The organism is Exiguobacterium sp. EF_C8, from assembly GCF_054956715.1.
On record NZ_CM143264.1, the window covers coordinates 2,037,067 to 2,061,865 of the forward strand.

The 24,799-nt window shown below is 47.8% G+C and carries 26 protein-coding genes; 1 reads left to right on the forward strand and 25 read right to left on the reverse strand.

Features of this window, described 5'->3' with window-relative positions:
* Positions 1-7 precede the first annotated feature (7 nt).
* The 21 genes from hslU to smc form a co-directional block, all read right to left on the reverse strand.
* Complete coding sequence (hslU, locus tag ACY2IG_RS10990) at positions 8-1,381, reverse strand: ATP-dependent protease ATPase subunit HslU (RefSeq protein ID WP_035406964.1); 1,374 nt, start codon at positions 1,379-1,381, stop codon at positions 8-10.
* A complete protein-coding gene (gene hslV, locus ACY2IG_RS10995; RefSeq protein ID WP_023468727.1) occupies positions 1,374-1,925 on the reverse strand; it encodes an ATP-dependent protease subunit HslV in 552 nt (183 codons plus the stop codon). The genes hslU and hslV overlap by 8 nt, the downstream gene beginning before the upstream one ends.
* A gap of 14 nt (positions 1,926-1,939) precedes the next feature.
* Positions 1,940-2,818, reverse strand: a complete 879-nt coding sequence (locus tag ACY2IG_RS11000) for a tyrosine recombinase XerC (protein ID WP_023468728.1) — start codon at positions 2,816-2,818, stop codon at positions 1,940-1,942.
* A 172-nt stretch (positions 2,819-2,990) separates the two neighbouring features.
* Positions 2,991-4,295, reverse strand: coding sequence for an FADH(2)-oxidizing methylenetetrahydrofolate--tRNA-(uracil(54)-C(5))-methyltransferase TrmFO (trmFO, locus tag ACY2IG_RS11005; protein WP_462617925.1), 1,305 nt, complete (start codon positions 4,293-4,295; stop codon positions 2,991-2,993).
* 3 nt (positions 4,296-4,298) lie between these two features.
* A complete protein-coding gene (gene topA / locus ACY2IG_RS11010; RefSeq protein WP_035406961.1) occupies positions 4,299-6,395 on the reverse strand; it encodes a type I DNA topoisomerase in 2,097 nt (698 codons plus the stop codon).
* 47 nt (positions 6,396-6,442) lie between these two features.
* Complete coding sequence (gene dprA, locus ACY2IG_RS11015) at positions 6,443-7,270, reverse strand: DNA-processing protein DprA (RefSeq protein ID WP_035406959.1); 828 nt, start codon at positions 7,268-7,270, stop codon at positions 6,443-6,445.
* 82 nt (positions 7,271-7,352) lie between these two features.
* Positions 7,353-8,270, reverse strand: coding sequence for a succinate--CoA ligase subunit alpha (gene sucD, locus ACY2IG_RS11020; RefSeq protein WP_035406957.1), 918 nt, complete (start codon positions 8,268-8,270; stop codon positions 7,353-7,355).
* Between the two features lie 13 nt (positions 8,271-8,283).
* Positions 8,284-9,444, reverse strand: a complete 1,161-nt coding sequence (gene sucC, locus ACY2IG_RS11025; protein ID WP_023468732.1) for an ADP-forming succinate--CoA ligase subunit beta — start codon at positions 9,442-9,444, stop codon at positions 8,284-8,286.
* Positions 9,445-9,531: 87 nt separating this feature from the next.
* Positions 9,532-9,792 (reverse strand): EscU/YscU/HrcU family type III secretion system export apparatus switch protein, encoded by a 261-nt coding sequence (locus ACY2IG_RS11030; protein ID WP_035406955.1) that lies wholly within the window; start codon positions 9,790-9,792, stop codon positions 9,532-9,534.
* On the reverse strand, positions 9,789-10,655 hold the full coding sequence (locus ACY2IG_RS11035) for a flagellar hook-length control protein FliK (RefSeq protein ID WP_290775243.1): 867 nt from the start codon (positions 10,653-10,655) through the stop codon (positions 9,789-9,791). The genes ACY2IG_RS11030 and ACY2IG_RS11035 overlap by 4 nt, the downstream gene beginning before the upstream one ends.
* Positions 10,656-10,667: 12 nt before the next feature.
* Complete coding sequence (locus tag ACY2IG_RS11040) at positions 10,668-11,420, reverse strand: ribonuclease HII (protein WP_462617926.1); 753 nt, start codon at positions 11,418-11,420, stop codon at positions 10,668-10,670.
* Positions 11,421-11,471: 51 nt separating this feature from the next.
* Entirely contained in the window at positions 11,472-12,335 is an 864-nt protein-coding gene (ylqF, locus tag ACY2IG_RS11045) for a ribosome biogenesis GTPase YlqF (RefSeq protein ID WP_035409511.1), read from the reverse strand.
* Between the two features lie 147 nt (positions 12,336-12,482).
* Positions 12,483-13,022, reverse strand: coding sequence for a signal peptidase I (gene lepB / locus ACY2IG_RS11050; protein ID WP_035406947.1), 540 nt, complete (start codon positions 13,020-13,022; stop codon positions 12,483-12,485).
* A 104-nt stretch (positions 13,023-13,126) separates the two neighbouring features.
* The gene (gene rplS / locus ACY2IG_RS11055; RefSeq protein ID WP_023468738.1) at positions 13,127-13,480 is read right to left on the reverse strand and encodes a 50S ribosomal protein L19; all 354 of its coding nucleotides are present in this window, start codon (positions 13,478-13,480) and stop codon (positions 13,127-13,129) included.
* 112 nt (positions 13,481-13,592) lie between these two features.
* On the reverse strand, positions 13,593-14,321 hold the full coding sequence (trmD, locus tag ACY2IG_RS11060; protein WP_462617927.1) for a tRNA (guanosine(37)-N1)-methyltransferase TrmD: 729 nt from the start codon (positions 14,319-14,321) through the stop codon (positions 13,593-13,595).
* A complete protein-coding gene (rimM, locus tag ACY2IG_RS11065; RefSeq protein ID WP_462617928.1) occupies positions 14,318-14,827 on the reverse strand; it encodes a ribosome maturation factor RimM in 510 nt (169 codons plus the stop codon). Before rimM ends, trmD begins: the two co-directional genes overlap by 4 nt.
* 62 nt (positions 14,828-14,889) lie before the next feature.
* Positions 14,890-15,165 carry a 30S ribosomal protein S16 gene (gene rpsP, locus ACY2IG_RS11070; protein ID WP_023468741.1) on the reverse strand — a complete coding sequence of 92 codons (276 nt, stop codon included), beginning with the start codon at positions 15,163-15,165 and terminating at the stop codon, positions 14,890-14,892.
* A gap of 93 nt (positions 15,166-15,258) precedes the next feature.
* Positions 15,259-16,608: a signal recognition particle protein gene (gene ffh, locus ACY2IG_RS11075; protein WP_023468742.1), complete on the reverse strand. Its 1,350-nt coding sequence runs from the start codon at positions 16,606-16,608 to the stop codon at positions 15,259-15,261.
* 12 nt (positions 16,609-16,620) lie between these two features.
* Entirely contained in the window at positions 16,621-16,941 is a 321-nt protein-coding gene (locus ACY2IG_RS11080) for a putative DNA-binding protein (protein WP_023468743.1), read from the reverse strand.
* A gap of 99 nt (positions 16,942-17,040) precedes the next feature.
* Positions 17,041-18,045: a signal recognition particle-docking protein FtsY gene (gene ftsY / locus ACY2IG_RS11085; RefSeq protein ID WP_035406938.1), complete on the reverse strand. Its 1,005-nt coding sequence runs from the start codon at positions 18,043-18,045 to the stop codon at positions 17,041-17,043.
* Positions 18,042-21,605 (reverse strand): chromosome segregation protein SMC, encoded by a 3,564-nt coding sequence (gene smc / locus ACY2IG_RS11090; protein ID WP_462617929.1) that lies wholly within the window; start codon positions 21,603-21,605, stop codon positions 18,042-18,044. The genes ftsY and smc overlap by 4 nt, the downstream gene beginning before the upstream one ends.
* A gap of 126 nt (positions 21,606-21,731) precedes the next feature.
* Here smc and ACY2IG_RS11095 point away from each other — a divergent pair, with 126 nt between their 5' ends.
* Entirely contained in the window at positions 21,732-21,932 is a 201-nt protein-coding gene (locus ACY2IG_RS11095) for a DUF1128 family protein (RefSeq protein WP_023468746.1), read from the forward strand.
* Positions 21,933-22,002: 70 nt separating this feature from the next.
* Here ACY2IG_RS11095 and rnc read toward each other — a convergent pair whose 3' ends face one another.
* The 4 genes from rnc to fabD all read right to left on the reverse strand — a co-directional run bounded on the left by rnc (position 22,003) and on the right by fabD (position 24,788).
* A complete protein-coding gene (rnc, locus tag ACY2IG_RS11100; protein WP_035406932.1) occupies positions 22,003-22,773 on the reverse strand; it encodes a ribonuclease III in 771 nt (256 codons plus the stop codon).
* A gap of 56 nt (positions 22,774-22,829) precedes the next feature.
* On the reverse strand, positions 22,830-23,069 hold the full coding sequence (gene acpP / locus ACY2IG_RS11105) for an acyl carrier protein (protein WP_029342095.1): 240 nt from the start codon (positions 23,067-23,069) through the stop codon (positions 22,830-22,832).
* A gap of 70 nt (positions 23,070-23,139) precedes the next feature.
* The gene (gene fabG, locus ACY2IG_RS11110) at positions 23,140-23,871 is read right to left on the reverse strand and encodes a 3-oxoacyl-[acyl-carrier-protein] reductase (RefSeq protein WP_056062260.1); all 732 of its coding nucleotides are present in this window, start codon (positions 23,869-23,871) and stop codon (positions 23,140-23,142) included.
* Complete coding sequence (fabD, locus tag ACY2IG_RS11115; RefSeq protein ID WP_214854551.1) at positions 23,868-24,788, reverse strand: ACP S-malonyltransferase; 921 nt, start codon at positions 24,786-24,788, stop codon at positions 23,868-23,870. The genes fabG and fabD overlap by 4 nt, the downstream gene beginning before the upstream one ends.
* Between the last annotated feature and the right edge of the window lie 11 nt (positions 24,789-24,799).

Sequence of the window (24,799 nt, forward strand, 5' to 3'; positions counted from 1 at the left end):
CTCCACTTTATAAGATGAACTGACTTAAGTCTCGATCATCTGCTACTTTTCCAACACGATCCGTCACGTATTGTGGCGTGATCGTTACATCCGTTTCAGGCATGTCTGCTGCTTCGAAGGATAATTCTTCAAGTACGCGCTCCATGATCGTATACAAGCGCCGCGCTCCGATATTATCCGTCTCATCGTTTACCTGTGCAGCAATCCGTGCAATTTCACGAATGGCCTCTTCTGTAAAGGTGACATGAACGTGCTCTGCCCCTAGTAATGCTTTATATTGTTTGAGTAATGCTTGATTCGGTTCAGTTAAAATTTTAACAAAGTCATCTTCCGTCAAACTGTCGAGTTCGACACGGATCGGGAAACGACCTTGGAGTTCAGGAATTAGATCAGACGGTTTCGCCATATGGAATGCACCGGCAGCGATAAACAAGATATGATCCGTCTTGACTGGTCCATATTTCGTGACGATCGTCGATCCCTCAACGATCGGCAAAATATCTCGTTGAACACCTTCTCGTGAAACACCTGCTGAATCATGTCCCTTTGTCGCAATCTTATCAATCTCATCAACGAAAATGATGCCCATTTGTTCTGCACGGCGGACCGCTTCGTCATGAACTTCATTTAAGTCAAGCAATCGTTCCGCTTCTTCTGCGGTCAAAATCGGACGTGCTTCTTTAACCGTGAGCTGGCGCTTCTTCGTTTTCTTCGGCATGACTTGTCCAAGCATATCCTGAAGATTTGCGAGCCCCTCCATGCCTTGTTGTCCGGAGAATAAATCAACTTGACGTTCTTCAACATCGACCTCGATCATTCGATCTTCGAGTTGACCTGTCAGCAATTGCTGACGGAGTAGCGAACGATCAGCTGTTGCTTCCGATGTATCTGGCTCTTGCTGCTTTTGGTTCCCACCGAACAACATCTCAAACGGATTCGTTCCACCACCGAGACCAGATGACGCTTTTTTGCCAGACAACGCATCAACGATTCGTTCGTTCGCCACTGCCTCCGCCCGATCTTTAAGCGCTTCTTTTTTCTCATCTTTGACAAGACGTAGAGACGCTTCCACAAGATCTCGTACCATCGATTCTACGTCGCGACCGACATATCCTACTTCCGTGAACTTCGTCGCTTCGATTTTGACGAACGGCGCTCGGACGAGTTTCGCGAGACGTCGCGCAATCTCTGTTTTTCCGACACCGGTAGGTCCGATCATCAGGATATTCTTTGGCGTGACTTCATCCCGCATCGATGCATCGAGTAATTGTCGACGGTATCGATTACGTAAAGCGATCGCCACCGCACGTTTAGCATCAGCTTGTCCGATGACATGTTCATTCAACTTCTCGACGATTTGTCTTGGCGTCAATTCATGCATGGTCATTGCCTCCGATCGTTTCTAAGATGATTTGATCGTTCGTAAAGACACAGAGTTCTCCAGCCGTCTCAAGCGCCGCACGAGCGATTTCTTCTGCCGTGAGATGACTTGCGTGTCGAGCTAACGCGCGACCTGCAGCAAGCGCATAATTACCACCTGAACCGATCGCAAGAATGCCGTCATCCGGTTCGATGACTTCTCCGTTTCCGGATACAAGTAACAGATGTGTTCCATCCATGACGAGTAAGAGTGCTTCTAGTTGACGCAACATCTTATCGCCTCGCCATTCCTTCGCCAGTTCAACAGCTGCCCGTTGTAAGTTCCCGTTATACATTTCAAGCTTCGCTTCGAATTTTTCAAAGAGTGTAAACGCGTCCGCGACACTTCCAGCAAATCCGGCAATGACTTTGCCACCATAGAGGCGCCGTACTTTTTTCGCACTTTTCTTCATGATGACTTGGTTTCCGAAAGTCACCTGTCCGTCTCCACTCATCGCGGATTGTCCGTTATGTTGAATCGCAAAAATCGTCGTTGCATGAAACATCAATGTTTCCTCCCTTAGGCACGAGGATGTGCTTGTTGATAAACATGTCGTAATCGTTCCGTTGTTACGTGTGTATACTGACCGGTCGTCGAAAGAGATGCATGTCCAAGTAGCTCCTGGACCGCTCGCAAATCGGCTCCTCTTTCTAGCAGATCCGTCGCGAAACTATGACGAAGCGCATGGGGTGTCACATGTTTCCCAACGAGTTGTTCCCCTTTTTTCATGATTTTCCGAATCGCATCCGTCGTCAATCGACGTCCTGAATGAGACAAGAACAATGCTTGCTCATGACCTGCAACTGGATCTCGTGATGGTAAGTACAGTTCTAATGCATCTTTCGCAAAGGTTCCAATTGGCGCAATGCGCTCTTTCCCACCTTTTCCATACACATGGACGTAGGAATGATCAGTTGCGAGATCACGAAGATCCAGTTGAACGACCTCGCTGACTCGCATACCCGTCGCATATAAAAGTTCCACTAACGCGACATTCCGGTTACCAAGCGTATCACTCGATCGAAATGCATCGAGGAAACGTTCATATTCCGTTGGGACAAGGAATGTCGGAAGTCCTTGTTGTCGTTTTGGTGCTTTTAATCCATCGAATGGATTAGGTTCATCGGTGTCACGTGTCAAAAAACGACCAAATTGTTTGAGGCAGGAAACTTTTTGCGCAATCGTTGCTCGCGCCAGCTCCTGATCGTAAAGAGCATACAAATAACGCCGTGCACTTGCCAATTCAATCGATCGTAATTGATGATCGCGGCAAAAAGCGGCGTATTGTCGAAGTGTTTGATCATAAGAGCGACCTGTATTCGGAGATAATTGACGTTCAATATGAACATACCGCATGAAATCTTCTAGCAGTCGCTCAAAAGCAGTGTCTATCCCCATGAATGCGCCCCCTTCTGACCATTTCATTCTCGAATCGCCCTTAGCATAGCACAGACCAAGTAGTCTGACAATAGACCAAAAACCGAAAAATTAACGAAATTATCACGCTTTTATGACAAATTAAGAAATGGGGAGAAAGAGCGCTGAATCACGCCTTTCTCCCCATCAACAATCACATATCCGTGAAATCTTTGATCGCTTCAAGCGCTCGCTCTGCATAGAGCGCATACTTCTCTGGTTTTTTCATCCGAACCGGGTGACCGACAAGTGCCGGAACCAAACCGAAGTTGGCATTCATTGGCTGGAAATTTTTCCCCTCCGTCGTCGTGATGTAATGCGACATTGCACCCATCATCGTCTCTTGCGGGAATGCAACCGGTTCTGCCTCGTTAACAAGACGCGCCGCATTGATTCCGGCAGTCAAGCCGGATGCTGCTGACTCGACGTATCCTTCGACCCCTGTCATTTGACCAGCAAAGAACAAGTCGTCACGCGTACGTGTTTGATACGTCGGTTTCAACAAGTTCGGTGAGTTGACGAACGTGTTACGATGCATAACACCATAACGGACGATTTCTGCATTTTCAAGACCCGGAATCAAACGAATGATCCGCTTTTGTTCGCCCCATTTTAAATGTGTCTGGAAGCCGACGAGATTAAACAGTGTCCCTGCTGAATTGTCTTGACGCAGTTGAACGACAGCATATGGTCGTTTTCCTGTTTTCGGATCTTCGAGTCCGACTGGCTTCATTGGTCCGAATAAGAGCGTTTTCGGACCACGAGAAGCGAGTACTTCAAAAGGCATGCATCCTTCGAAGTAAATCTCTTTTTCGAATTCCTTCAACGGAACGACTTCCGCATTGATTAGCTCGTCATAGAAGAGTTGGAATTCTTCTTCCGTCATTGGGCAATTCAAGTAGGCAGCTTCCCCTTTATCGTAACGCGATTTTAGGTACACCTTCTCACGATCGATTGTATCCCCGTCGAGAATCGGTGCCGCTGCATCGAAGAAGTACAGGTAATCTTCGCCTGTGAATTGTTTAAGTGATTCCGATAATGCCGCACTCGTCAACGGACCCGTCGCAACGATCGTCGGACCATCTGGAATCGCTTCGATTTCTTCATGGTGGACTGTAACGTTCGGATGGTTTTTCAACGTTTCCGTCACGTATCCTGCAAAGTCATGCCGATCGACAGCAAGTGCTCCACCTGCTGGGACGCTCGCTAAGTCTGCCGCCTTCATGATCAAGGAATCGAGCTGACGCATTTCTTCCTTTAATACACCGACTGCGTTCGTCAGCTGATTTGCCCGAAGTGAGTTCGAACAGACGAGTTCTGCGAATTGGTCTGTATGGTGCGCGGGTGTCTGTTTGACTGGCCGCATTTCATATAAATCTACTTGTACGCCGCGTTTTGCAAGTTGCCATGCTGCTTCAGAACCTGCAAGTCCCGCGCCGATTACCGTTACACGTTTCAACGGTCATTCCTCCTCTTGCTCCTGATCGATGCGTGTTTCATGATGTCCACAAGATGTACATTCTACTTTCACACCGTTCTTGATTTTCTTTTGTACCATCATACTGCTACATACCGGACATGGTTCTTCGACCGGTTTATCCCACGAAACGAACTCACATTCCGGATAGTTCGAACAACCGTAGAACAAACGTCCTTTTTTACTTCGTCGTTCGACGATATCACCGGTTCCACATGTCGGACACTTCACACCAATCTCGACTTGGATCGGTTTCGTGTTACGACACTCTGGGAAATTCGAGCACGCCATGAACTTACCATAACGTCCCATCTTTATGACCATCGGATGACCACAGACTTCACAATCTTCTCCAGCTGGTTCATCTTTGATTTCAATCTTCTCGATCTCTGCTTCCGCTCGTGTCAGACGTTTCGCAAAGGATTTATAGATTGGATCGACGACTTCCGTCCACTGCATGTCGCCTTTTTCGATCGCATCGAGTAAAGCTTCCATGTCTGCCGTGAACTGGACAGTGATGAACTCTTGGAAATAGTCGCTGATCATATCGATGACGAGTTCACCAAGTTCCGTTGGTAAGAATTTCTTCTCTTCAAGCGTCACGTAACCCCGTTTTTGAATCGTATCAAGTGTCGGCGCATACGTCGACGGACGACCAATTCCGAGTTCTTCCATCGCCCGGACAAGACGCGCTTCCGTATAACGTGGTGGTGGTTGAGTAAAGTGTTGCTTCGGTTCGATTGCTGATTGTTTCAACTCTTCCCCTTTATCAAGTGGAGGAAGTAATCCTTCCTTGACGTCGGTGACGGCCTCATCATCGGTATCTTCGATGTAAACCTTCATGAAGCCTGGGAATTTAACAGTTGATCCGTTCGCACGGAACATAACATCGTTTGAGACAAGGTCGATTTTGACGGTATCGAGAATTGCTGGCGCCATCTGACTTGCGACGAATCGTTCCCAGATCAGTTTATATAAACGGAATTGGTCACGCGATAGATACGATTTAACGAGTTGTGGTTCACGCATTGTCGAAGTCGGGCGAACCGCTTCGTGCGCATCCTGTGAGTTCGCTGATTTCTTTTCTTTGCGTTTTTCACTTGCGATGTATTCTTTTCCATACGCCTGCTCGATGAACCCGTGTGCTTCGAGGTTCGCCGATTCAGACGTCCGTGTTGAATCGGTACGCATATACGTGATCAAACCGACCGTACCTTCTTTTCCGATCTCGATTCCTTCGTATAGCTGTTGTGCGATCATCATCGTCTTCTTCGCTCGGAAATTCAGTTTACGTGCTGCTTCCTGTTGCAAAGAACTAGTCGTAAACGGTAACGCTGGATTCCGTTTCCGCTCTTTTTTCGTGACGGAATCAACTGTGAAGTCTTCTGAGAGTTGATTCAAGATTTGATCGACTTCTTCTTGCGAATGAAGTTCACGTTTCTTACCATCGACTCCGTAGAAGTTTGCTTCGAGCTTTTCACCGTTTGCATCGAGTTCGAGTTTGATCGTCCAGTATTCTTCTGGCATGAACGCATTGATTTCTTGTTCCCGGTCGATAATCATCTTAACGGCAACCGATTGTACACGTCCTGCAGATAAACCTTTTTTGATCTTCTTCCATAATAACGGACTCATGCTATAACCAACAAGGCGGTCCAAGATACGACGTGCTTGCTGTGCATCCACAAGATCATAATTGAGCTTGCGTGGTCGCTTGAACGAATCCTTGATGGCATCTTTCGTGATTTCATTGAAAACGACGCGGCACTCTGTTGATTCATCAACGCCTAATGCTTTGGCTAAATGCCATGCGATCGCTTCCCCTTCACGGTCGGGGTCGGCTGCGAGATAGATTTTTTGTGCTTTTTTCGCAGCTGTCTTGAGTTCTTTTAAGACCGGACCTTTACCACGGATCGTGATATATTTCGGTTCATAGTCATGTTCGACGTCGACTCCCATTTGGCTTTTCGGCAAGTCAATGACGTGCCCCATCGACGCTTTCACGGTATAGTTGGATCCGAGATAACGTTTAATGGTTTTTGCCTTAGCGGGTGACTCGACGATTACTAGATATTTTGCCATTGCAATCGCTCCCTATTAGAGGCGTACTCGTATTTTAATCTCACTTATCATAGTAGTCTCGATTCCCATTTGTCAACGTTCAGCCGAATAGTTTTTGAAACTTCTTCCGGATCAAGGAGTGGAATCGCTCCTTCTGCGATCAATTGATTCGTTCCGGCAAAGAACGTTTCAGTCGGACATCCCGGTAAACAATAGACATCTTTTCCTTGATCGAGTGCGTGACTTGCTGTGTTCATCGTACCACTTCGTTTTGCTGCCTCGACGATGATCAACGACGAGGACAATCCGGCAATAATCCGATTTCGTTCTAGAAATTGAAATTTTTGAATGGGTGTGCCAGGTGGATATTCGGAGAGAAGAAGACCATTCGAGAAGATACGTTCAAAAAGAGCAGCATGGGAAGTAGGATATAGACGATCAAGTCCGCCGGCAAGAACCGCAATCGTTGTCTGTTGATGTTTTAAGGATAGACGATGGACGAGGGCATCGATGCCATATGCGCCTCCGGAAACGGTGGCGAGATCTGGATGAAAGAAGGGTTGTAGAAAATGCATGCGGGAAAGGTGTTGCGGTGAGGGAGTTCGACTACCGATGATACTGATGCGTGGAAGAGTTAGGCGGGACGGATCACCGCGGTAAAAGAGGGCATAGATAGGTTGAGGAATCGTCAGTAGTACGGTTGGAAACAGTGGATCTCCTTTGACTAGAATCGACTCTTCGATCCGATCAAGTTGCAGTGCCTGTTCATATCGTTTTCGAAGCCGATTTGAAACGGGTAATTCATGACTTGGAACGATTCCGAACCGTTCAATCAATTGAACAATCGGATATGGTACCTGACACATGGCGAAGCGGACATACAGTTCTCGATTCATGAGATCAACGCTCCTTCTTTAAGCTTCTTATTTATATAGAAGAAAGCCGTCCTGATTTGATCAGGACAGCTCTTTTTTTGATTTATTTGACTGTGCTGTTCGTCACGCACTCGTCATAGATCCCTGCTTCTTTGATGACACGGATTAACGTCTCACCAATGACAGCTGGTGTTTCTGCCACTTCAATTCCGTTTGCACGGAGTGTCTTGATTTTTTCAGCAGCTGTTCCTTTACCGCCGGAAATGATCGCACCTGCGTGACCCATCCGTTTACCGGCAGGAGCCGTTTGACCACCGATGAAACCGATGACTGGCTTCGTCATGTTCGCTTTGACCCACTCAGCCGCTTCTTCTTCCGCTGTTCCACCGATTTCACCTAACATGATGACGGCTTTTGTTTCTGGATCTTCATTGAACGCTTTTAGCGTATCGATGAAGTCTGTTCCATTGACTGGGTCGCCCCCGATACCGACAGCTGTCGATTGACCGATGCCTGCCGTCGTCAATTGATGAACAGCTTCATACGTCAACGTTCCAGAACGCGAAACGATTCCGACATGTCCCGGTGTATGGATGTATCCTGGCATGATACCAAGTTTTGCGACACCTGGAGTGATGACGCCTGGGCAGTTTGGTCCGATAAGACGAACTGGCTTGCCCTCAAGGTAACGTTTTACTTTAACCATATCAAGAACTGGAATACCTTCCGTGATACAGATGATCAATGCGATGTTCGCATCTGCTGCTTCCATGATCGCATCTGCTGCGAATGCTGGTGGCACGTAGATAATCGATGCGTTCGCACCTGTTTTGTCGACCGCTTGTGCGACCGTATCGAAGACCGGAACACCACCAAGTACTTCCGTACCGCCTTTTCCTGGTGTGACACCACCTACGAGGTTTGTTCCGTAGTCGATCATCTGTTCACCATGGAACATCCCTTGATTACCTGTAATCCCTTGAATAATGACTTTCGTCGATTCGTTCACCCAAATACTCATCTTTAGCTCCCCCTTACTTCACGAGCGCAGCAATTTTTTCTGCGCCGTCTGCCATTGATGTAGCTGCTGTAATCGCTAGACCTGAATCTTTGAGAATTTGTTTTCCTGCATCAACGTTCGTCCCTTCAAGACGAACGACGAGCGGCAATTCGAGACCGACTTCTTTTGTCGCCGCAACGATACCTTCTGCGATGACGTCACATTTCATGATTCCACCGAAAATGTTAACGAAAATCCCTTTAACGTTCTCATCCGACAAGATCAGTTTGAAGGCTTCTGTTACCTTCTCCTTCGTCGCACCACCACCGACATCAAGGAAGTTCGCAGGATCACCACTGAAGTGTTTGATGATATCCATCGTTGCCATGGCAAGACCAGCACCATTGACGAGGCAGCCGATATTTCCATCGAGCGCGATGTAGTTCAAATCACTCTTCGATGCTTCGACTTCGCGTGGATCTTCTTCTGTTTCATCACGTAACGCCACGATGTCCGCATGACGATATAATGCGTTCGAGTCGAAGTTCAACTTCGCGTCCAGCGCGAGAACTTCGCCATCCTTCGTCGTAACGAGTGGGTTAATTTCTGCGATTGAACAATCCTTGTCGACGAAGAAATTATAAAGTTTCGTGACCATACCGACGAACTTGTTGACGAGCTTCACAGGAACACCCATTGCGAACGCAAGTTTACGCGCTTGGAATCCTTGAAGACCAACTGCAGGATCGACGACTTCTTTAATGATTTTTTCCGGTGTCGCTTCCGCCACCTCTTCGATGTCCATACCACCTTCGCTTGATCCCATGATGACGACACGTCCTGTCACACGATCAAGTACGATTCCAAGATAGTATTCTTTATCAATCGCACAGCCTTCTTCGACGAGAAGACGTTGAACGACTTTTCCTTCGGGACCTGTTTGGTGCGTGACGAGCGTTTTGCCGAGTAACTCCGTCGCATATTCCTTCACTTCTTCTTGCGATTTCGCAAGCTTGACGCCACCTGCTTTACCGCGTCCCCCCGCGTGAATTTGAGCTTTGACGACTTTAATCGGGCCTGACAATTGTTCTGATGCATCGACCGCCTCTTCGACGGTGAAGGCTGCGATTCCGTTTGGTACGGGTACCCCGTACGAACGAAGTAATTCTTTTGCCTGATACTCATGTACATTCATGAAAAAATCCCCCTTAACCCCTTTAGTTTCGGCTCTTTCATTGTAGTTAAAATTGGAAGCGCTGTCTATCGTTATCGACCGAAAGCTTTATTTTTTCAGAATTCCATCTTGATCAAGACGATATAAAAAGGCGAATAATTCGGCAATGACACCGTATAGTTCTTCTGGGATCTGTTCTGATACTTGAACAGCATCCAGTAACGTCATCAGCGTTTCGTCCTGCCGGATCGGAATATCGTGCTTTAATGCCTCTTCTAAAATCCGTTCCGCGATGTGTTCTGATCCCTTAGCGACGACTTTCGGCGCATGCATTTGTTCTTCGTATGATAGAGCAATCGCTTTTTTCATATATGGAGATCCACCCTTCCATTACGCGTCGAGATATCATGTGGTATGCGTTCTTTCGTCTGTTCGACCCAATCGAATCGCGTCAACGCATAGCCCTGTTCCTCGAGTCGTGCTTGAATCTGAGGCGTATAGGCTTGCATGAACGTATTGACGTGTGCGTTTGGATGAAAGACGGAAATCGAAACGTTCCGGTCTACGATCAAGACATCAATTGCGACCTCACCAAGCGTCGGTAATTGTAAGTATAAGACGATACGGGCATGATTTGGATCAAACGTTCGTTCGAACGGTGCTTCCATCATGAGATCAACATCTTCGAAAGGTCCGAATTGAGGTAATTGAAATAAATATACTCCTTTTCCTACTTCATTTGTTGCTTGAACGAGTTGTTGCGCTAAAATTTGATCACTCGTCTTTCGATCAAGCGATCGACCTGCCTCGTCGCCCTTTGCCAATTGAACGAGTTCAGTAAGAGCGTGTTTTAACTGCTTCGCTTCTCCTTCCGTCACGGGTTGACCGATTTGCCTTAGTAGTTCCCGTGTTTCCGCAGTCGGTACCGTCTGGCGCTGTAAAAAGGAATCGAGTAACTGGGGTAATGCTGATTTTTGCGGGACAGACTCAGTCGAGATGATTTTTAAGACCGGTTGTCCTTCTGCTGAAACGACTTGAAAGCGATACATGCTCCCTTCTTTTAGTTCAGCCGTCGTCCCTGCCGTCAAGACGCGTTGACCGACCTGTAGTTCCATTAATCCGTCCGGCAACAGTTTTAAGACTTTGCCGACGATGTTTGCGCCTTCCCGTAACGGTAAGTTCGCATGATCGATGATTTTAAATGGTAGTAAGGCACGATGTTCGATGTGCATGCTCGATCCCTCCTAGAGACGTTCTTTGACAGGACGGAATGTTTTTCGGTGAATCGGTGTGACGCCCAGTGTATCAAGCGCTTGTAAATGCGTCGCAGTCCCGTAACCTGCGTGTGTTTCAAATCCGTATCCCGGATACTCGATCGCGTATTGTTCCATCATCACATCTCGTGTCTCTTTTGCGACGACGCTTGCTGCAGCGATGGAGACACTTCTCGCATCTCCTTTGATGAGAGAGAGTTGTGGTGTGTCGTCGTCGAGTGTCATCGCATCAACCAGCAAGGCCTCAGGTTTGAGTTGACGAACCGCGACTTGCATTGCCCGTTTCGATGCTTGATAGATGTTGATCTCGTCAATTTCAGCTGGTTCGATGATGCCGACCGCAATCTCTGCAACGTCTTGTAGGTGTTTAAATGCCGCTTGTCGTTGTACTTTACTCATTTGTTTTGAATCCGTTAGGCCTGGATGATAGAACCCTTCTGGTAAGATGACAGCTGCCGCGACGACTGGACCAGCAAGCGGTCCCCGTCCCACTTCATCCACTCCGGCAATCCGTCTATATCCTTGCTGATGATACTGTTCTTCAAACGTGAACCGCTCCTTGAAATCGATCCGTTGTTGCTCTTCGAGGGCAAATCGTCGTTCTGTCTGACGAAACAGTGTATGCACCCCTTTTCGCGCGTCCGATGCGAGTTCCTGCTTCAATTGTGAAAACTCCTCGATCGTGATGTTGTGTAGACGTTCCTTTAATTCCGTAATCTTCATCTGTTTCGCTCCTTTGAAAAAAACTTGGACATCGAAGGATGTCCAAGTCCGTTATGCATGCGTTTCCCATTCTTCCACTGTTTCGAGCGTCACACGCCCTAGCTTTTCCGTCCGTAGTTCATGCAGAAGCATTTCACTCGTCCGTTCGAAATCGACGTAGCCACCTGAAACGAATCCGCGCTTTTTACCAATGGCTTCGAGTACATCAACCGCTTCTCCTGATACTTCGTCGAGACGATAACGCTCACGTAACTGCTCCGGATAACGCGTCTTTAGCTCACGAAGGGCAAACAGCGCAATATCATCGATGTTTAAGATATCATCCTTGATCGCTCCTGTCGCTGCCAACCGATACCCGACGACTTGATCGTCGAACTTCGGCCAGAGGATACCTGGTGTATCGAGTAATTCCATCTCGCCTGTCTTCATCTTGATCCATTGCTGGCGTTTCGTCACACCTGGGCGGTCACCCGTGATCGCAATGTTCCGACCGGCGAGTCGATTGATGAGTGTCGACTTCCCAACGTTTGGAATGCCGATGATCAAGGCACGAATCGCACTCGGATTCCGACCTTTCTCCCGCATTCGTGCATGTTTTTCTTTCATTAGTCGTAAAGCACCTTCATGAATTTGATTCAATCCTTTATTGTGCTTCGCGTCGACCGCGACGACATCAACACCATCTGCCCGTAATGCGTGCATCCACTGTTCTGTCACTCGTTTGTCCGCCATATCCGCTTTGTTGAGGACGATCAATCGTGGCTTACCTGCCGTGATTTGTTCGACCATCGGGTTACGGCTCGACATTGGAAGACGTGCATCGACAAGTTCGATCACGACATCGATCAACTTTAATTTTTCTGTAACTTCCCGCCGTGCTTTGGCCATGTGACCGGGGAACCATTGAATCGTCATATCCTTCACCTCGTTCATATATTCCTGGACTTCTTGCTGATCATACGATACTTGAAAAAACATCCACTCTCTAGTATACGCAACTTAAGACAAGAAAAGAAGATGAGGTACTTACTTTTCACGGTAAGCGTCTCATCTTCTTTCGTTTTAATCGACAGAGCGTACATCATTGAATGGATAGAATACGAAGTTCGTCGTTCCGACGATTTGATCCTCATCCACAAAACCGATATCACGACTATCTTTTGAATTTTGACGATTATCTCCCATGACGAATACCTTCCCTTTTGGAACAGTCGTTTTTCCTGTCCGTTCCTCAAGTGTAAAGTCCTCCGTCAATGGAACACCATTCATCTGAGCTTTGTACTCTTTTAAATACGGTTCAGCTACTTTCTTATCGTTGACGTACAACGTATCGTCTTTATAATACATCGTATCTCCCGGAACAGCGATCACTCGTTTGATATAGTCGCGTGTTTCCGTTGCATGAAAGACGACGATATCGCCTCTTTCTGGTTCATTAAAATAATACGGAATCTTATTGACGATCATCCGATCCGCATTGTGTAAGGTCGGCATCATCGATTCCCCATCGACGATGACGGGTACGAACAGGAACGTTCGAATGATGAACGCGATGACAAGCGCTACGACGAGCGCTTTTACCCAACTGAATAACTCCTTCACGAATTCCACTCCCTTGATTAACGCAATTTCTTCCTATGGACTAGTATACGCATAAACAACAAAAAAAAGAAGCTTGTCCGGAGACAAGCCACTTTTTCACATGATTAACGACGAATTTCTTTAATACGCGCCGCTTTACCACGAAGGTTACGGAGGTAGTAAAGTTTCGCACGACGGACTTTACCGTAGCGAACAACTTCGATTTGTGCAACACGTGGTGAGTGGAGCGGGAAAGCACGCTCAACGCCAACTCCGTAAGAAATTTTACGGACTGTGAATGTTTCACTGATGCCGCCACCGTGACGTTTGATGACTACGCCTTCGAAGAGCTGAATACGCTCACGCGTACCCTCGACGACTTTAACGTGTACACGGACTGTATCCCCAGGACGGAACGCAGGGACGTCTGACTTGATTTGTTCTTGTGTAAGTTCACGGAACAATTGTTGTGTGTTCATGAATGATTTCTCCTTTTTTCACCAATGTTCTTATCTTCATTTGCTTTCAGCATCCGACAGCGGAACATCGTTAATGGGTGGCTTTTGCCACATGTTTTAACTTATCATAGATTCAATCGTTTGACAATCCTGAAATCGATTCTAAATAAAGACGATCATCCTCGGTTAATGGAGCATCAGCCAACAGATCCGGACGACGCTCAAATGTCCGCTTCAGCGACTGTTCCCGCCGCCATTTTGCAATCCGGGCATGGTTGCCTGATAACAAGACGTCGGGTACCTGGTATCCGGCATATTCAGCAGGACGTGTATAGTGTGGATATTCAAGAAGTCCCGTCGAGAAGGAATCGTCTTCGTGACTCGCAGACGCACCGAGGACGTCTGGTAAGAGACGGACGACAGCGTCAATCATTGTCATCGCAGCCAGTTCCCCTCCCGTCAAGACGAAGTCCCCAAGCGAGACCTCATCCGTTACAAGGTGATCATGAATCCGCTGATCAAATCCTTCGTAATGACCACATAGGAAGACCAGTTCTTCTTCTTGTGCCCACTCTTCTGCCATCCGTTGCGAAAAACGTTTACCGGTCGGTGTCATGACGATGATTCGTCGTTTTCCTTCCGGCAGACTCGCCATCGCGTCGAAGACGGGTTGAGGGGTCAACAGCATGCCTGCTCCCCCACCATACGGATAATCATCGACTTTACCATGACGATTCGTCGAGAAGTCTCGAAAATTGATTGTTTCAAGACTGACACGTTCATCATCTTGCGCTCGTTTGACTATTGAATGATCGAGCGCTGAAAACATTTCCGGAAACAGCGTCAACACTCGGATGTTCATTCTTCAATCAATCCTGGAAGCGGTGTGATTTGGATACGTTTTTGCTCGACATCGACGGAAGCAACGACTTGCTCGATATACGGGATCAGGACATCCTTTTTCCCATCGCGTTTGATCGTCCAGACGTCGTTTGCACCTGTTTCAAGAATGTCGGATACGACTCCGATTCTCGTCTCACCGTCATAAACCGTACAACCGATGATCTCATGATAGTAAAATTCATGCTCGTCTAAGTCTTGCAAATCTTCTGCGTGGACATAGAGTTTCAATCCTTTATACTTCTCGACTTCATTGATATGGTGCATCCCTTTGAACGTCACCATGATGAATTGTTTGTGTTTTCGGTAACCACTGATTGTCACCGGTGTGTACGTTCCGTCAGATCCAAGAAAAACTTCCTTCCCGACTTTAAAGCGTTCCTCCGGAAAATCCGTGCTCGCGAGTAACTTTAATTCACCTTTTAGACCATGTGTATTGGCGATTTTCGCAATTTCCAACCATTCCATTCATTTCACTTCCTTTCTTGAATTAAAAAAAGGAGGTAAGCTTTTGCTCACCTCCTAACGTCTTACTTCGCGAGTTTCGCGTTGTGGAATTTCTCCATGATACCAGCTTGTGAGAAGAGGTTACGAACTGTGTCCGAAGGTTTAGCACCTTCAGAGAGCCATTTAAGAGCTAGCTCTTCGTTGATTTTAACTTCTGCTTCTGGTTTAGCAACTGGATTGTAGTATCCGATTTGCTCGATGAAACGACCATCACGTGGTGCACGTGAGTCTGCTACTACCACACGGTAGAAAGGTGATTTTTTTGCGCCCATGCGCTTAAGACGAATTTTAACTGCCATTCGTAAGTCCCTCCAAATAATAGATGATTTTTTCGTTTAGTCAAATTGACAACTTCATTAGTATACAACGTTACAGCAAAAGAGAAAAGACTTTTAAAAGAATGGAAGGCCAAAGCCTTTCTTTTTCCCTTTGCCCATCTGTCCGGAAAATTGTTTCATCATTTTCCGCATGTCTTCGAACTGTTTAATGAGACGGTTGACTTCTTGGATACTGCGTCCGCTACCACGGGCAATCCGCTTCCGACGACTCGCATTCAAGATTTCAGGTTCAGTCCGCTCTCGTTTCGTCATCGATTGGATAATCGCTTCGACATACACGAGTTGCTTCTCATCGATTTGGGCGTTTTTCAACCCCTTCATCTTCCCTTTACCTGCCCCAGGGATCATTCCCAACAGTTCGTCGAGTGGACCCATCTGTTTCACTTGCTGCAACTGCTCGATGAAATCATCGAATGTAAACGATGCATCGCGCATTTTGCTTTCTAACTCTTTGGCACGCGTAGCGTCCATTTGTGACTCTGCTTTTTCAATCAGTGTCAGCATGTCTCCCATGCCTAGAATCCGAGACGCCATCCGCTCGGGATAGAATGGTTCGATGGCATCGAGCTTCTCTCCAAGACCGACGAACTTAATCGGTGCTCCGGTGACTGCCTTGATGGAGAGTGCTGCACCACCTCGCGTATCTCCGTCGAGCTTCGTCAGAACAACCCCCGTCACGCCAAGCTTCTCGTTGAAGCTTTCTGCGACGTTGACGGCGTCCTGACCCGTCATCGAATCGACGACAAGGAAGATTTCATGCGGTTTGGCGATCTCTTTAACATCAACGAGTTCCTGCATTAGTTCCTCATCGACGTGCAGACGACCTGCCGTATCGATCAACACGATATCGTGATGATGCTCTTTTGCATAATCGAGTGCACCGGTAACGATTTCTTGCGGACTGACCTGATCTCCCATTGAGAAGACCGGCAACTCCAATTGTTTCCCGAGTGTCTCTAATTGTTTGATTGCTGCCGGACGATAAATATCCGCCGCAACAAGCAAAGGACTACGATTATGTTTTTTACGTAAATGATTGGCAAGCTTACCCGTTGTCGTTGTTTTACCTGCCCCTTGCAGACCTGTCATCATGATGACGGTCGGAGGACGGTTCGCAAGCGTCAATGGTGACACTTCCGCACCCATCAGATTCGTCAATTCATCATGGACGATCTTGACGACTTGTTGCCCTGGCGTCAAAGATGTCATGACGTCCTGTCCGACGGCACGTTCCTTTACATCATTTACGAATTGTTTGACGACCTTGAAGTTGACGTCGGCTTCGAGTAGCGCTAAGCGAACTTCGCGCATCATCTCTTTGACGTCTGCTTCAGAAATCTTACCTTTACCTCGCATTTTAGCGAGACTGGCTTGAAGCCGTTCCGATAATCCTTCGAATGCCATTAAGAATGCCTCCTACTCTAATTGCTCCAATGTCTCAATGATCACTAGGGCTTCACCCGGAAGGTCGCATTGCTTCAGCTGATCGAGTAACTGCTTTCGCCGTTCGTGTTTCTTGAACAGGGATAGTCGTTCTTCATACTGCTCGAGCATGGCTTCCGTGCGTTTTATGTTGTCGTAGACTGCTTGTCGGCTGACTTCAAACTCATCGGCGATCTCACCTAAGGAAAAGTCATCTAAGTAATAGAGTGACATGTAATTCCGTTGTTTTGGTGTCAAAAGCTCCTGATAAAAGTCAATCAGATAGTTCATCCGGTTCGTTTTATCAAGTGTCATCCGAGCACCTCCGCAATGTTAAGTGAAATTCCTTTACAGATAGTATAGTACAGCCCTCACAGTGTGTTGTCAAGTTTTTTTCTTTACATGAAACGTCGCTTATTCTGCGCTTTCTTCCGTGTCAACGTTTTCTTTTTCTTCAAAGACATCACCGAACAATCCATAAACGAATTGTTCTGCATCAAACGGTTGTAAATCATCGATTTTTTCACCAAGACCAACGAACTTGACCGGGAGGTTCAATTCGTTCTTGATCGCAAGGACGATTCCACCTTTTGCCGTTCCATCAAGCTTCGTCAAGACGATCCCGCTGACGTTCGTCGCTTGTTTGAAGGCTTTCGCCTGCACCATCGCGTTTTGTCCTGTCGTCGCGTCAAGCGCCAGCAATACTTCGTGAGGAGCACCTGGAATTTCACGTTCGATGACACGTTTGACCTTTTCAAGTTCGTTCATCAGGTTGACCTTGTTTTGAAGGCGTCCTGCCGTATCGCAAATCAGGACATCGACCTTACGTGCTTTAGCTGCTTGGACAGCGTCGTAAACAACAGCGGCCGGATCCGATCCTTCTCCTTGACGGATGACCGGTACACCGGAGCGTTCGCCCCAGACTTGCAGTTGATCGATTGCACCCGCACGGAACGTATCACCCGCTGCTAACATGACGCTCTTGCCTTCTTGTTTCAAGCGGTTCGCAAGTTTCCCGATCGTCGTCGTCTTCCCGACCCCATTAACACCGACGAAGAGAATGACGTTCAGCTCATGATCGAGATCGAGTGCTGTCTCTTCCTCTTCAACTAACATCTTCGCGACGACTTCAACGAGGACATCACGTACTTCTTTTGGATCCTTGACGTTACGTCGTTTAACTTCTGTCTTTAACTCCTCGACCAAATCCATTGTCGTCGTCACGCCGACGTCGGCTTGAATCAATACTTCCTCTAATTCTTCGAAGAAATCCTCATCGACTTCGCGGAAACGATAGACGAGATCATTGACGGCACTTGCCAGTCCATCGCGTGTCTTTGTCAGTCCTTGTGTGAATTTCGTCGTGACTTCTTGCGTCGAAGTCGTCAAGCGGTCTTTCAGTTTTTTAAAGAAACTCATTGTTTAATCTCCTTTGGTTCTTCACTTAATGTACGTCGTGCCTCTTCTAGTTTAACGGATAACACTTCAGATATCCCGTTTTGCTGCATCGTGACGCCGTACAAGACGTCTGCCGCCTCCATCGTTCCTTTCCGATGGGTGATGATGACGAACTGTGTCTCGCGCGCTAGCTGATGGACGAATTCGCCGAATCGCGCAACGTTCGCTTCATCAAGTGCCGCCTCGACTTCATCGAGGACACAGAATGGGACAGGACGGGTCTTTAGAATCGCGAACAAGAGAGCGATCGCCGTCAAGGCACGCTCTCCACCTGACAAGAGCGACAAATTTTGTAGCTTTTTGCCTGGCGGTTTCGCGACGATATCAATTCCGCTCGTCAGTAGATCAGTCGGATCGACGAGTACAAGGTCGGCTTCTCCACCCCCGAACAACTCCCGGAACGTTTCTCGGAAATGCTCACGGACGGCATCATACGTTTGTCGGAACAATCGAATGACTTCCCGGTCCATCTCTTCAATGACACCATAGAGATCCGTTTTAGCGGCGACGAGATCATCTCGTTGCGCCGATAGGAACGTAAACCGTTCATCGACTTCCGCGAATTCTTCGATTGCACCGATATTGACGATGCCGATTTCTTCGAGTTGACGCTTGAGCAGATGAATTTCCTCTTTTGCCTCTTCATACGATAGATCAAGTGGTGCAATCAGTTCGAGCAGTAATCCCATCTCTTCGAGCATTTCTTGTCTTGTCTCAAGGCGTGTACTCGTTTTCCCTTGTGAGAGTCGTAATTGCTCAAGTGCCTGTTTCGTCGTTTGTTGATCGTCCTTCGTCTTCGCTTCGCGAATTCGAATTAAGCGCAAGGATTCTGCCTGCACTTGAATCCGTTGCCCGATCGCGACGAGTTCGGTCTCGACCCGCTTCTGCTCCTGTTCCTGTTCGCGCTGCTCGCCGTGCAAGGCATCGATTTTCGCTTCATCGAATCCTTCAAGGACATGACGCAAGTCACGGCGTTTATGACCACGTTCAAGCTTCGCGTGACTGACCTGTTCCGTCAGACGCTCGATCTCTTGCGTGAGTTGCGCTTGTTTCATTTGAATCGTCCGCTCTTCAAGAACTGCTTCTGCTTGTTCCTTCTTTAGTTCGTCCATCGTGACGGCACCACGAGCTTGAGCATCCTTAAGACGATCAAGTGCTTGTCTGAGCTCTGTTTGACGTTCCGTCCATTTCGCGATCTCGACTTCTGACATTTCGATGATACGGCGTGCTTCCTGTTCTTGTTCGAGCACACGTGCCATCTGCCGGTCTTCAACCGATAATTCGGACGTCATGACGGCGAGGTGACGCTTCGCATCTGCCAACGTATCCCGCGATTGCTCGAGTTGTCCTTGTAATTCTTGAATCGTTTCTGTCCGCGTCCGAGCAGTAGCATCAAGCGTCTGAATCGCCGCTCTTAGATCTTCCAAGCGGCGCATCTGCTCTCGAATGACCGCTTGCCCTCGCGTCAGTCCCTCTTTTAACTCGTCGAGCTCGCGCGATTGACTGAACAATGGTGTGCCTTTTTTCCGACTTCCGCCGGTCATCGTTCCACCGACGTTGACGACATCTCCTTCGAGCGTGACGAGACGATAGCGATGTCCTGTCGAACGGGCAATTTGGTTCGCTTGTTCAAGTGATTCGACGACGAGTGTCGTACCGAGTAAGTTCATCTTTAATTTCGTCAGCGTCTCGTCTGTCGTCACAAGATCACTTGCGATCCCGACGAATCCAGACATCCCCCCGACTTGTTCTCGCACCGAACGGTTGACTTCACGTGTTTGGAGTGAGGCGAGCGGCATGAACGTCGCTCGACCGGCATTTAAGCGTCGCAGTTCCTGGATTAGACGACGTCCTGTCGCATCGGTATCAACGACGATGTTTTGCATTGCCCCACCAAGCGCCGTCTCGATTGCCGCTTCAAATCGCGCAGGGACCGAAATCAACTCCGCGACCGCTCCGTGAATACCTGGGTAATGATCTCGTTGTTTTAATATCGTCTTAACGGCACCGAAATAACCGCTATAGTCGGCTTTGACGGATTCAAGAAATTCAATCCGATCTTCCGTCTTATGACGACGTCGCTCTAAATCCGCAACGGACTGTTCAACTTGGCGTAACGCATGTTGTTGTTCGTCTCGTGCTGCGAGTGCCGTTGCCTCTTCCTCAGTCACTTGATTTAATTCTGTCCGGATCGAAGCAACGTCCGCTTCTAATCGAGCGACGTCTTCCTCAAGTTGACGACGGGTCGACTGCTTCGTACCGCTATCCACCGTAAAGGAACGTTGTTGTTCTTCTGCCTGCATGAGATCTTGCTTCGCCCGATTATAGGCATTATTCGTCGCAGCCAATCGGCTCGCCACTTCAAAGGCTTCCGAACGTAATGCTTCGGCTTCCTTATCAAAATCACGATCAGTTTGTGTCAACGCTTGATCAGCTCGTTCTCGCTCAGCCGTAATCCGTTTTGCTTCCTGATCGACTTCTGCTTGGCGTTCCTGTAAAGCGGTTAGTTCGAGTTCTAGTTCCTTGACGCGTTCTTCGACGATCGCGACCTCTTGTTCGAGTCGCTCTTTCGTCTCGGTCCCGTGTTTTTCACGTTCTTTTGCTAGGTTAAGGGCACCTTGGATCTCAACAAGTCGCGTCGAGACATGTCGAAGTTGCTCCTGCAAAGCGTTTTCTTGTTGTCGTTCTTCTTCAAGCGTCGCTTCTTGTTTCTCCCGGGACACGACGGTCTCTTCGTGAGTCGTCTTTTGAGATGCAAGACGTTCTTCACATTGTGCGATATCACGCGCCAGTGTTTCGAGCTCCGTCTGATACGTCGTGATTTCATGCGCCAAGATGCCACGTTCCAGTACATCATGCCGTTCTCGAGCGACGAGATACTCTTTCGCGAGCGCCGCTTGTTCACGTAACGGCTCGATTCGTCCACCAAGTTCATATAAAATATCATCGACACGCGATAGATTCGCTTCCGTATCACTTAATTTCCGCTCGGCTTGCTTCTTGCGATGACGATACTTCAAGACGCCTGCTGCTTCTTCAATGACAGCACGACGTTCTTCCGGTTTTCCGGAAATGACTTGTTCGACCCGACCCTGTCCGATAATCGCAAAGGCGTCACGCGACAAGCCTGTGTCCATGAACAAATCAAGGACATCCTTCAGGCGACATGGTTTTTTATTTAAAAAATAATCGCTATCGCCATTACGGCTGACACGACGTGTAACACTGATCTCCTGATAAGGTAACGCGACCGTTCCCGACTCGTTATCTAAGACGAGCGTCACTTCTGCAAATTGTTTTCGGTGTTCAGACAAACTGCCGGCAAAAATGACGTCTTCCATCTTCGCCCCACGTAGTGACTTCGCAGATTGTTCTCCGAGCACCCAACGGACAGCGTCCGATATATTTGATTTTCCACTTCCGTTCGGTCCGACGACTGCCGTGACACCCGGAAGGAATTCTAGTTCAGTTCGATTGGCAAATGATTTGAAGCCATTGATTTCAATTCGTTTTAAGTACATCTTGATCACCCGTATGTTTAAATTTCTTTTGAATTTCTTTCAGTTTACCATAGCCGAAACGCTAGCAACATGATAGGTTTTAAGGTAGTATCATGCGAAACAAGAAGAAGAGGAGCGAATAACACGATGACGATTGAACAAATGATTGAAGCAATCTTAGATAAATTGAATATCATCAACAAAGGGGTCATTAAAGCAGAACAGTTCGATGGCTCAAAAAATGAGGACTTAAAAGAGATTTATGAGTTCGTCATGATGCGAGACTCGCTATCACTTGCAGAGGTCGACGCGATCGTCGACGAACTGAAATCCCTTAAGACTGTTTAATCGAGTAAGCACCACACGATAAAAGCCGATCATCTCTTGTGCGTTCGAGAGATGGTCGGCCTTTTGTTGCTTAAAACTGTTTCTTTAATTCAAGTAAGGCTTGTTTTGCCGCTTGTTGTTCTGCCTCTTTTTTCGAACGCCCCGTTCCAATCCCTTCGAGCTCATCCGCGACTTGAACACGAGAGATGAACTCCCGACTATGCGCCGGACCGCGTTCCTCGATGATTTCATACTCGATGACACCTAAACCGACACGTTGAATCGCTTCCTGTAATTGACTCTTGAAATCTGTCTGTTCTTCGAAAAAGCCTGTCGCCACTTTCGGAAAAACCGCTTCGGCGAGGAATCGTTCGGCTGCTTCGATGCCTTGGTCAAGATACAAGGCGCCAATGAATGATTCGAAGACATCCGCAAGTAAGGCTGGACGATTCCGACCACCGGTCAGTTCTTCCCCCTTACCTAACAGAATCATATCGGAAAACTGATAGTGATTCGCAAATTGGACGAGTGACGGTTCACAGACGATCGCCGCTCGCAATTTCGTTAATTCCCCCTCGGAACGTTCCGGGTAGTGTTCGAATAGATAGCGTGACACCGTCAACTCTAAGACAGCGTCCCCTAAAAATTCTAGGCGTTCGTTATCCCCTTCCGACTCTCGTTGTTCATTGACGAACGAAGAGTGCGTGAAGGCTTGTTTCAATAGCTCAACATTAGAAAACCTGATATTCAGACGCTCTTGTAACGCTTCGAATTTTTGCTCGATCTGAGCGAGCGTCCGAGCATCCTTGCGTCGTTTTACATAGGGTCCTTTTCGGACACGACGTCCTTTTTGATTCGTCATAGTTCCTCCTAAACAGCTAAAGCCCACCGCAAATTGCGGTGGGTCAGCTTCAATGATCAGACTTGTGTTTCGATGTAGTTGACGACATCGCCGACAGTCTTCAAGTTTTCTGCTTGCTCATCTTCGATCGTGATTTCGAACTTGTCTTCTAAGTCCATGACGAGTTCCATGACTTCAAGAGAGTCAGCTCCGAGGTCGTCTTTGAACGACTTATCAAGTGTGATTTCACTTTGTTCTTTACCTAATTTTTCTGCGATTGCTTCTTGTACGTCTACTAAGATTTGTTCTTTTGTCATTTTAAAATCCCTCCATGAGTTGAGTATATAAGATGATTGCCGATTTGGCAAAGTACTACCGTTAGTTGTGTTACATTGTCATGCCGCCATCGACGGCTAGAGTTTGACCTGTAATGTATCGTGCTTCATCTGAAGCAATGAAGCTGACGAGTGAAGCGATATCGTCGGTTTGACCGAAGCGTTTCAACGGAATTTGCCCGAGTGACAGGTTCCGCTGTTCTTCTGTCAATTCATCCGTCATGTCCGTCTCGATGAAGCCTGGACAGATGGCATTGACTGTGACACCCTTACTAGCGAGTTCACGTGCGACGGATTTCGTCAGCCCGATCAGACCCGCTTTCGCTGCGACATAGTTCGCTTGCCCTGGATTTCCAGAAATACCGACGACTGATGCGATATTGATGATACGACCGCTTGTTTTTAACAATGGACGTGTCGCGGCTTGTGTGACGAGGAATGCCCCTTTCAGGTTCGTATCGACGACGGCATCAAAGTCTGCTTCCTTCATACGCATCAGTAAACCATCGCGCGTGATGCCGGCATTATTGACGACACAATCCAGTTGACCGAACGCATCAATCGTTTGTTTGATCATCTGTTTGACAGCATCCGCTTCAGCGACATTCGCTTGAATCGCGAGTGCTTCACCGCCTGCTTCCTTGATTTCACGGACGACAGCTTCCGCCTTGTCCGTGCTTCCTGCATAGTTGACGACGACACGGAAACCATCTGTTGCCAATCGCTTTGCGATGGCAGCTCCGATACCGCGTGACGCGCCAGTGACGAGTGCTACTTTACTCAACGAATTCCCTCCGCTTCCAATTGCTCAAGTGTCGTGATGCTGATGATTTTCGCATCTTTTTTGATTCGTTTCACGAGACCGCTCAGCGGAGATGACGGACCGAACTCGATGAACGTATCCGCACCCTCTTCGATGAGACGCTCGACGCATGATTCGAACCGGACCGGCGAATAGAGTTGCTGAACGAGCAAACGAATCAATTCGTCTGGTTGATCGTGAAATGCACAATCAACGTTCGAGATGAATTTCGTCTTCGCCGCTTTAAACGGTGATGATACGAGAATATCTTCGAATCGTGGTGCGAAAGGTGTCATGAGCGACGAATGGAACGCACCCGAGACATCAAGTGGTAAGACTCGTTTTGCTCCGAGCTCTTTTAACTTCGCTGTGGCAGATTCGACCGCCGCGATTTGTCCAGAGATGACGAATTGTCCAGGACAGTTGTAGTTGGCGATTTGAACGATTTCTCCCGTTGCCGCAATTGATTCAACCGCGTGATGGGCTGCCTCGACATCATTCATGCCAATGACTGCTGCCATCGTTCCACCCGTGACTTGATTCATGAGTTTTCCGCGTTCGCGGACGAGATAGACGGCTTCAGACGGTGTGATGACAGAAGCTGCGACGAGCGCGCTATATTCTCCAACACTGTGTCCGAGTACGAAATCAGGTGTATGTCCTTGTGCTGCGTACTGCTGTGCGAGTAATGCACTGTGTGCGACGATGGCTGGTTGAGCGATATCCGTCGCTTTCAATTCATCCTTCGTCCCTGTCGTCATCAGCGTCGTCAGATCCAGACCAATTCGCGTTCCGAGGTCAGCGAGTGCTTGGCGTGTCTCGTCTTGCGTGATGAGCGTCTGTCCCATTCCAGGCGTCTGTGACCCTTGTCCCGGAAACATCCAAACTGTTTTCCCCATCTCGTCTCACT

Bases quoted from the DNA above. Each gene is read 5' to 3' on its own strand.
- hslU (WP_035406964.1), bottom strand. From the start codon at position 1,381: ATGCATGAATTGACGCCAAGACAAATCGTCGAGAAGTTGAATGAACAT.
- hslV (WP_023468727.1), bottom strand. From the start codon at position 1,925: ATGTTTCATGCAACGACGATTTTTGCGATTCAACATAACGGACAATCC.
- ACY2IG_RS11000 (WP_023468728.1), bottom strand. From the start codon at position 2,818: ATGGGGATAGACACTGCTTTTGAGCGACTGCTAGAAGATTTCATGCGG.
- topA (WP_035406961.1), bottom strand. From the start codon at position 6,395: ATGGCAAAATATCTAGTAATCGTCGAGTCACCCGCTAAGGCAAAAACC.
- dprA (WP_035406959.1), bottom strand. From the start codon at position 7,270: ATGAATCGAGAACTGTATGTCCGCTTCGCCATGTGTCAGGTACCATAT.
- sucD (WP_035406957.1), bottom strand. From the start codon at position 8,270: ATGAGTATTTGGGTGAACGAATCGACGAAAGTCATTATTCAAGGGATT.
- sucC (WP_023468732.1), bottom strand. From the start codon at position 9,444: ATGAATGTACATGAGTATCAGGCAAAAGAATTACTTCGTTCGTACGGG.
- ACY2IG_RS11030 (WP_035406955.1), bottom strand. From the start codon at position 9,792: ATGAAAAAAGCGATTGCTCTATCATACGAAGAACAAATGCATGCGCCG.
- ACY2IG_RS11035 (WP_290775243.1), bottom strand. From the start codon at position 10,655: ATGCACATCGAACATCGTGCCTTACTACCATTTAAAATCATCGATCAT.
- ACY2IG_RS11040 (WP_462617926.1), bottom strand. From the start codon at position 11,420: ATGAAGATTACGGAATTAAAGGAACGTCTACACAACATCACGATCGAG.
- ylqF (WP_035409511.1), bottom strand. From the start codon at position 12,335: ATGACGATTCAATGGTTCCCCGGTCACATGGCCAAAGCACGGCGGGAA.
- rplS (WP_023468738.1), bottom strand. From the start codon at position 13,480: ATGAACACACAACAATTGTTCCGTGAACTTACACAAGAACAAATCAAG.
- trmD (WP_462617927.1), bottom strand. From the start codon at position 14,321: ATGAACATCCGAGTGTTGACGCTGTTTCCGGAAATGTTTTCAGCGCTC.
- rimM (WP_462617928.1), bottom strand. From the start codon at position 14,827: ATGGAATGGTTGGAAATTGCGAAAATCGCCAATACACATGGTCTAAAA.
- rpsP (WP_023468741.1), bottom strand. From the start codon at position 15,165: ATGGCAGTTAAAATTCGTCTTAAGCGCATGGGCGCAAAAAAATCACCT.
- ffh (WP_023468742.1), bottom strand. From the start codon at position 16,608: ATGGCATTCGAAGGATTATCGGAACGGCTTCAAGCCAGTCTCGCTAAA.
- ACY2IG_RS11080 (WP_023468743.1), bottom strand. From the start codon at position 16,941: ATGACACTTGATAAAACGAACCGGATGAACTATCTGATTGACTTTTAT.
- ftsY (WP_035406938.1), bottom strand. From the start codon at position 18,045: ATGAGTTTCTTTAAAAAACTGAAAGACCGCTTGACGACTTCGACGCAA.
- smc (WP_462617929.1), bottom strand. From the start codon at position 21,605: ATGTACTTAAAACGAATTGAAATCAATGGCTTCAAATCATTTGCCAAT.
- ACY2IG_RS11095 (WP_023468746.1), top strand. From the start codon at position 21,732: ATGACGATTGAACAAATGATTGAAGCAATCTTAGATAAATTGAATATC.
- rnc (WP_035406932.1), bottom strand. From the start codon at position 22,773: ATGACGAATCAAAAAGGACGTCGTGTCCGAAAAGGACCCTATGTAAAA.
- acpP (WP_029342095.1), bottom strand. From the start codon at position 23,069: ATGACAAAAGAACAAATCTTAGTAGACGTACAAGAAGCAATCGCAGAA.
- fabD (WP_214854551.1), bottom strand. From the start codon at position 24,788: ATGGGGAAAACAGTTTGGATGTTTCCGGGACAAGGGTCACAGACGCCT.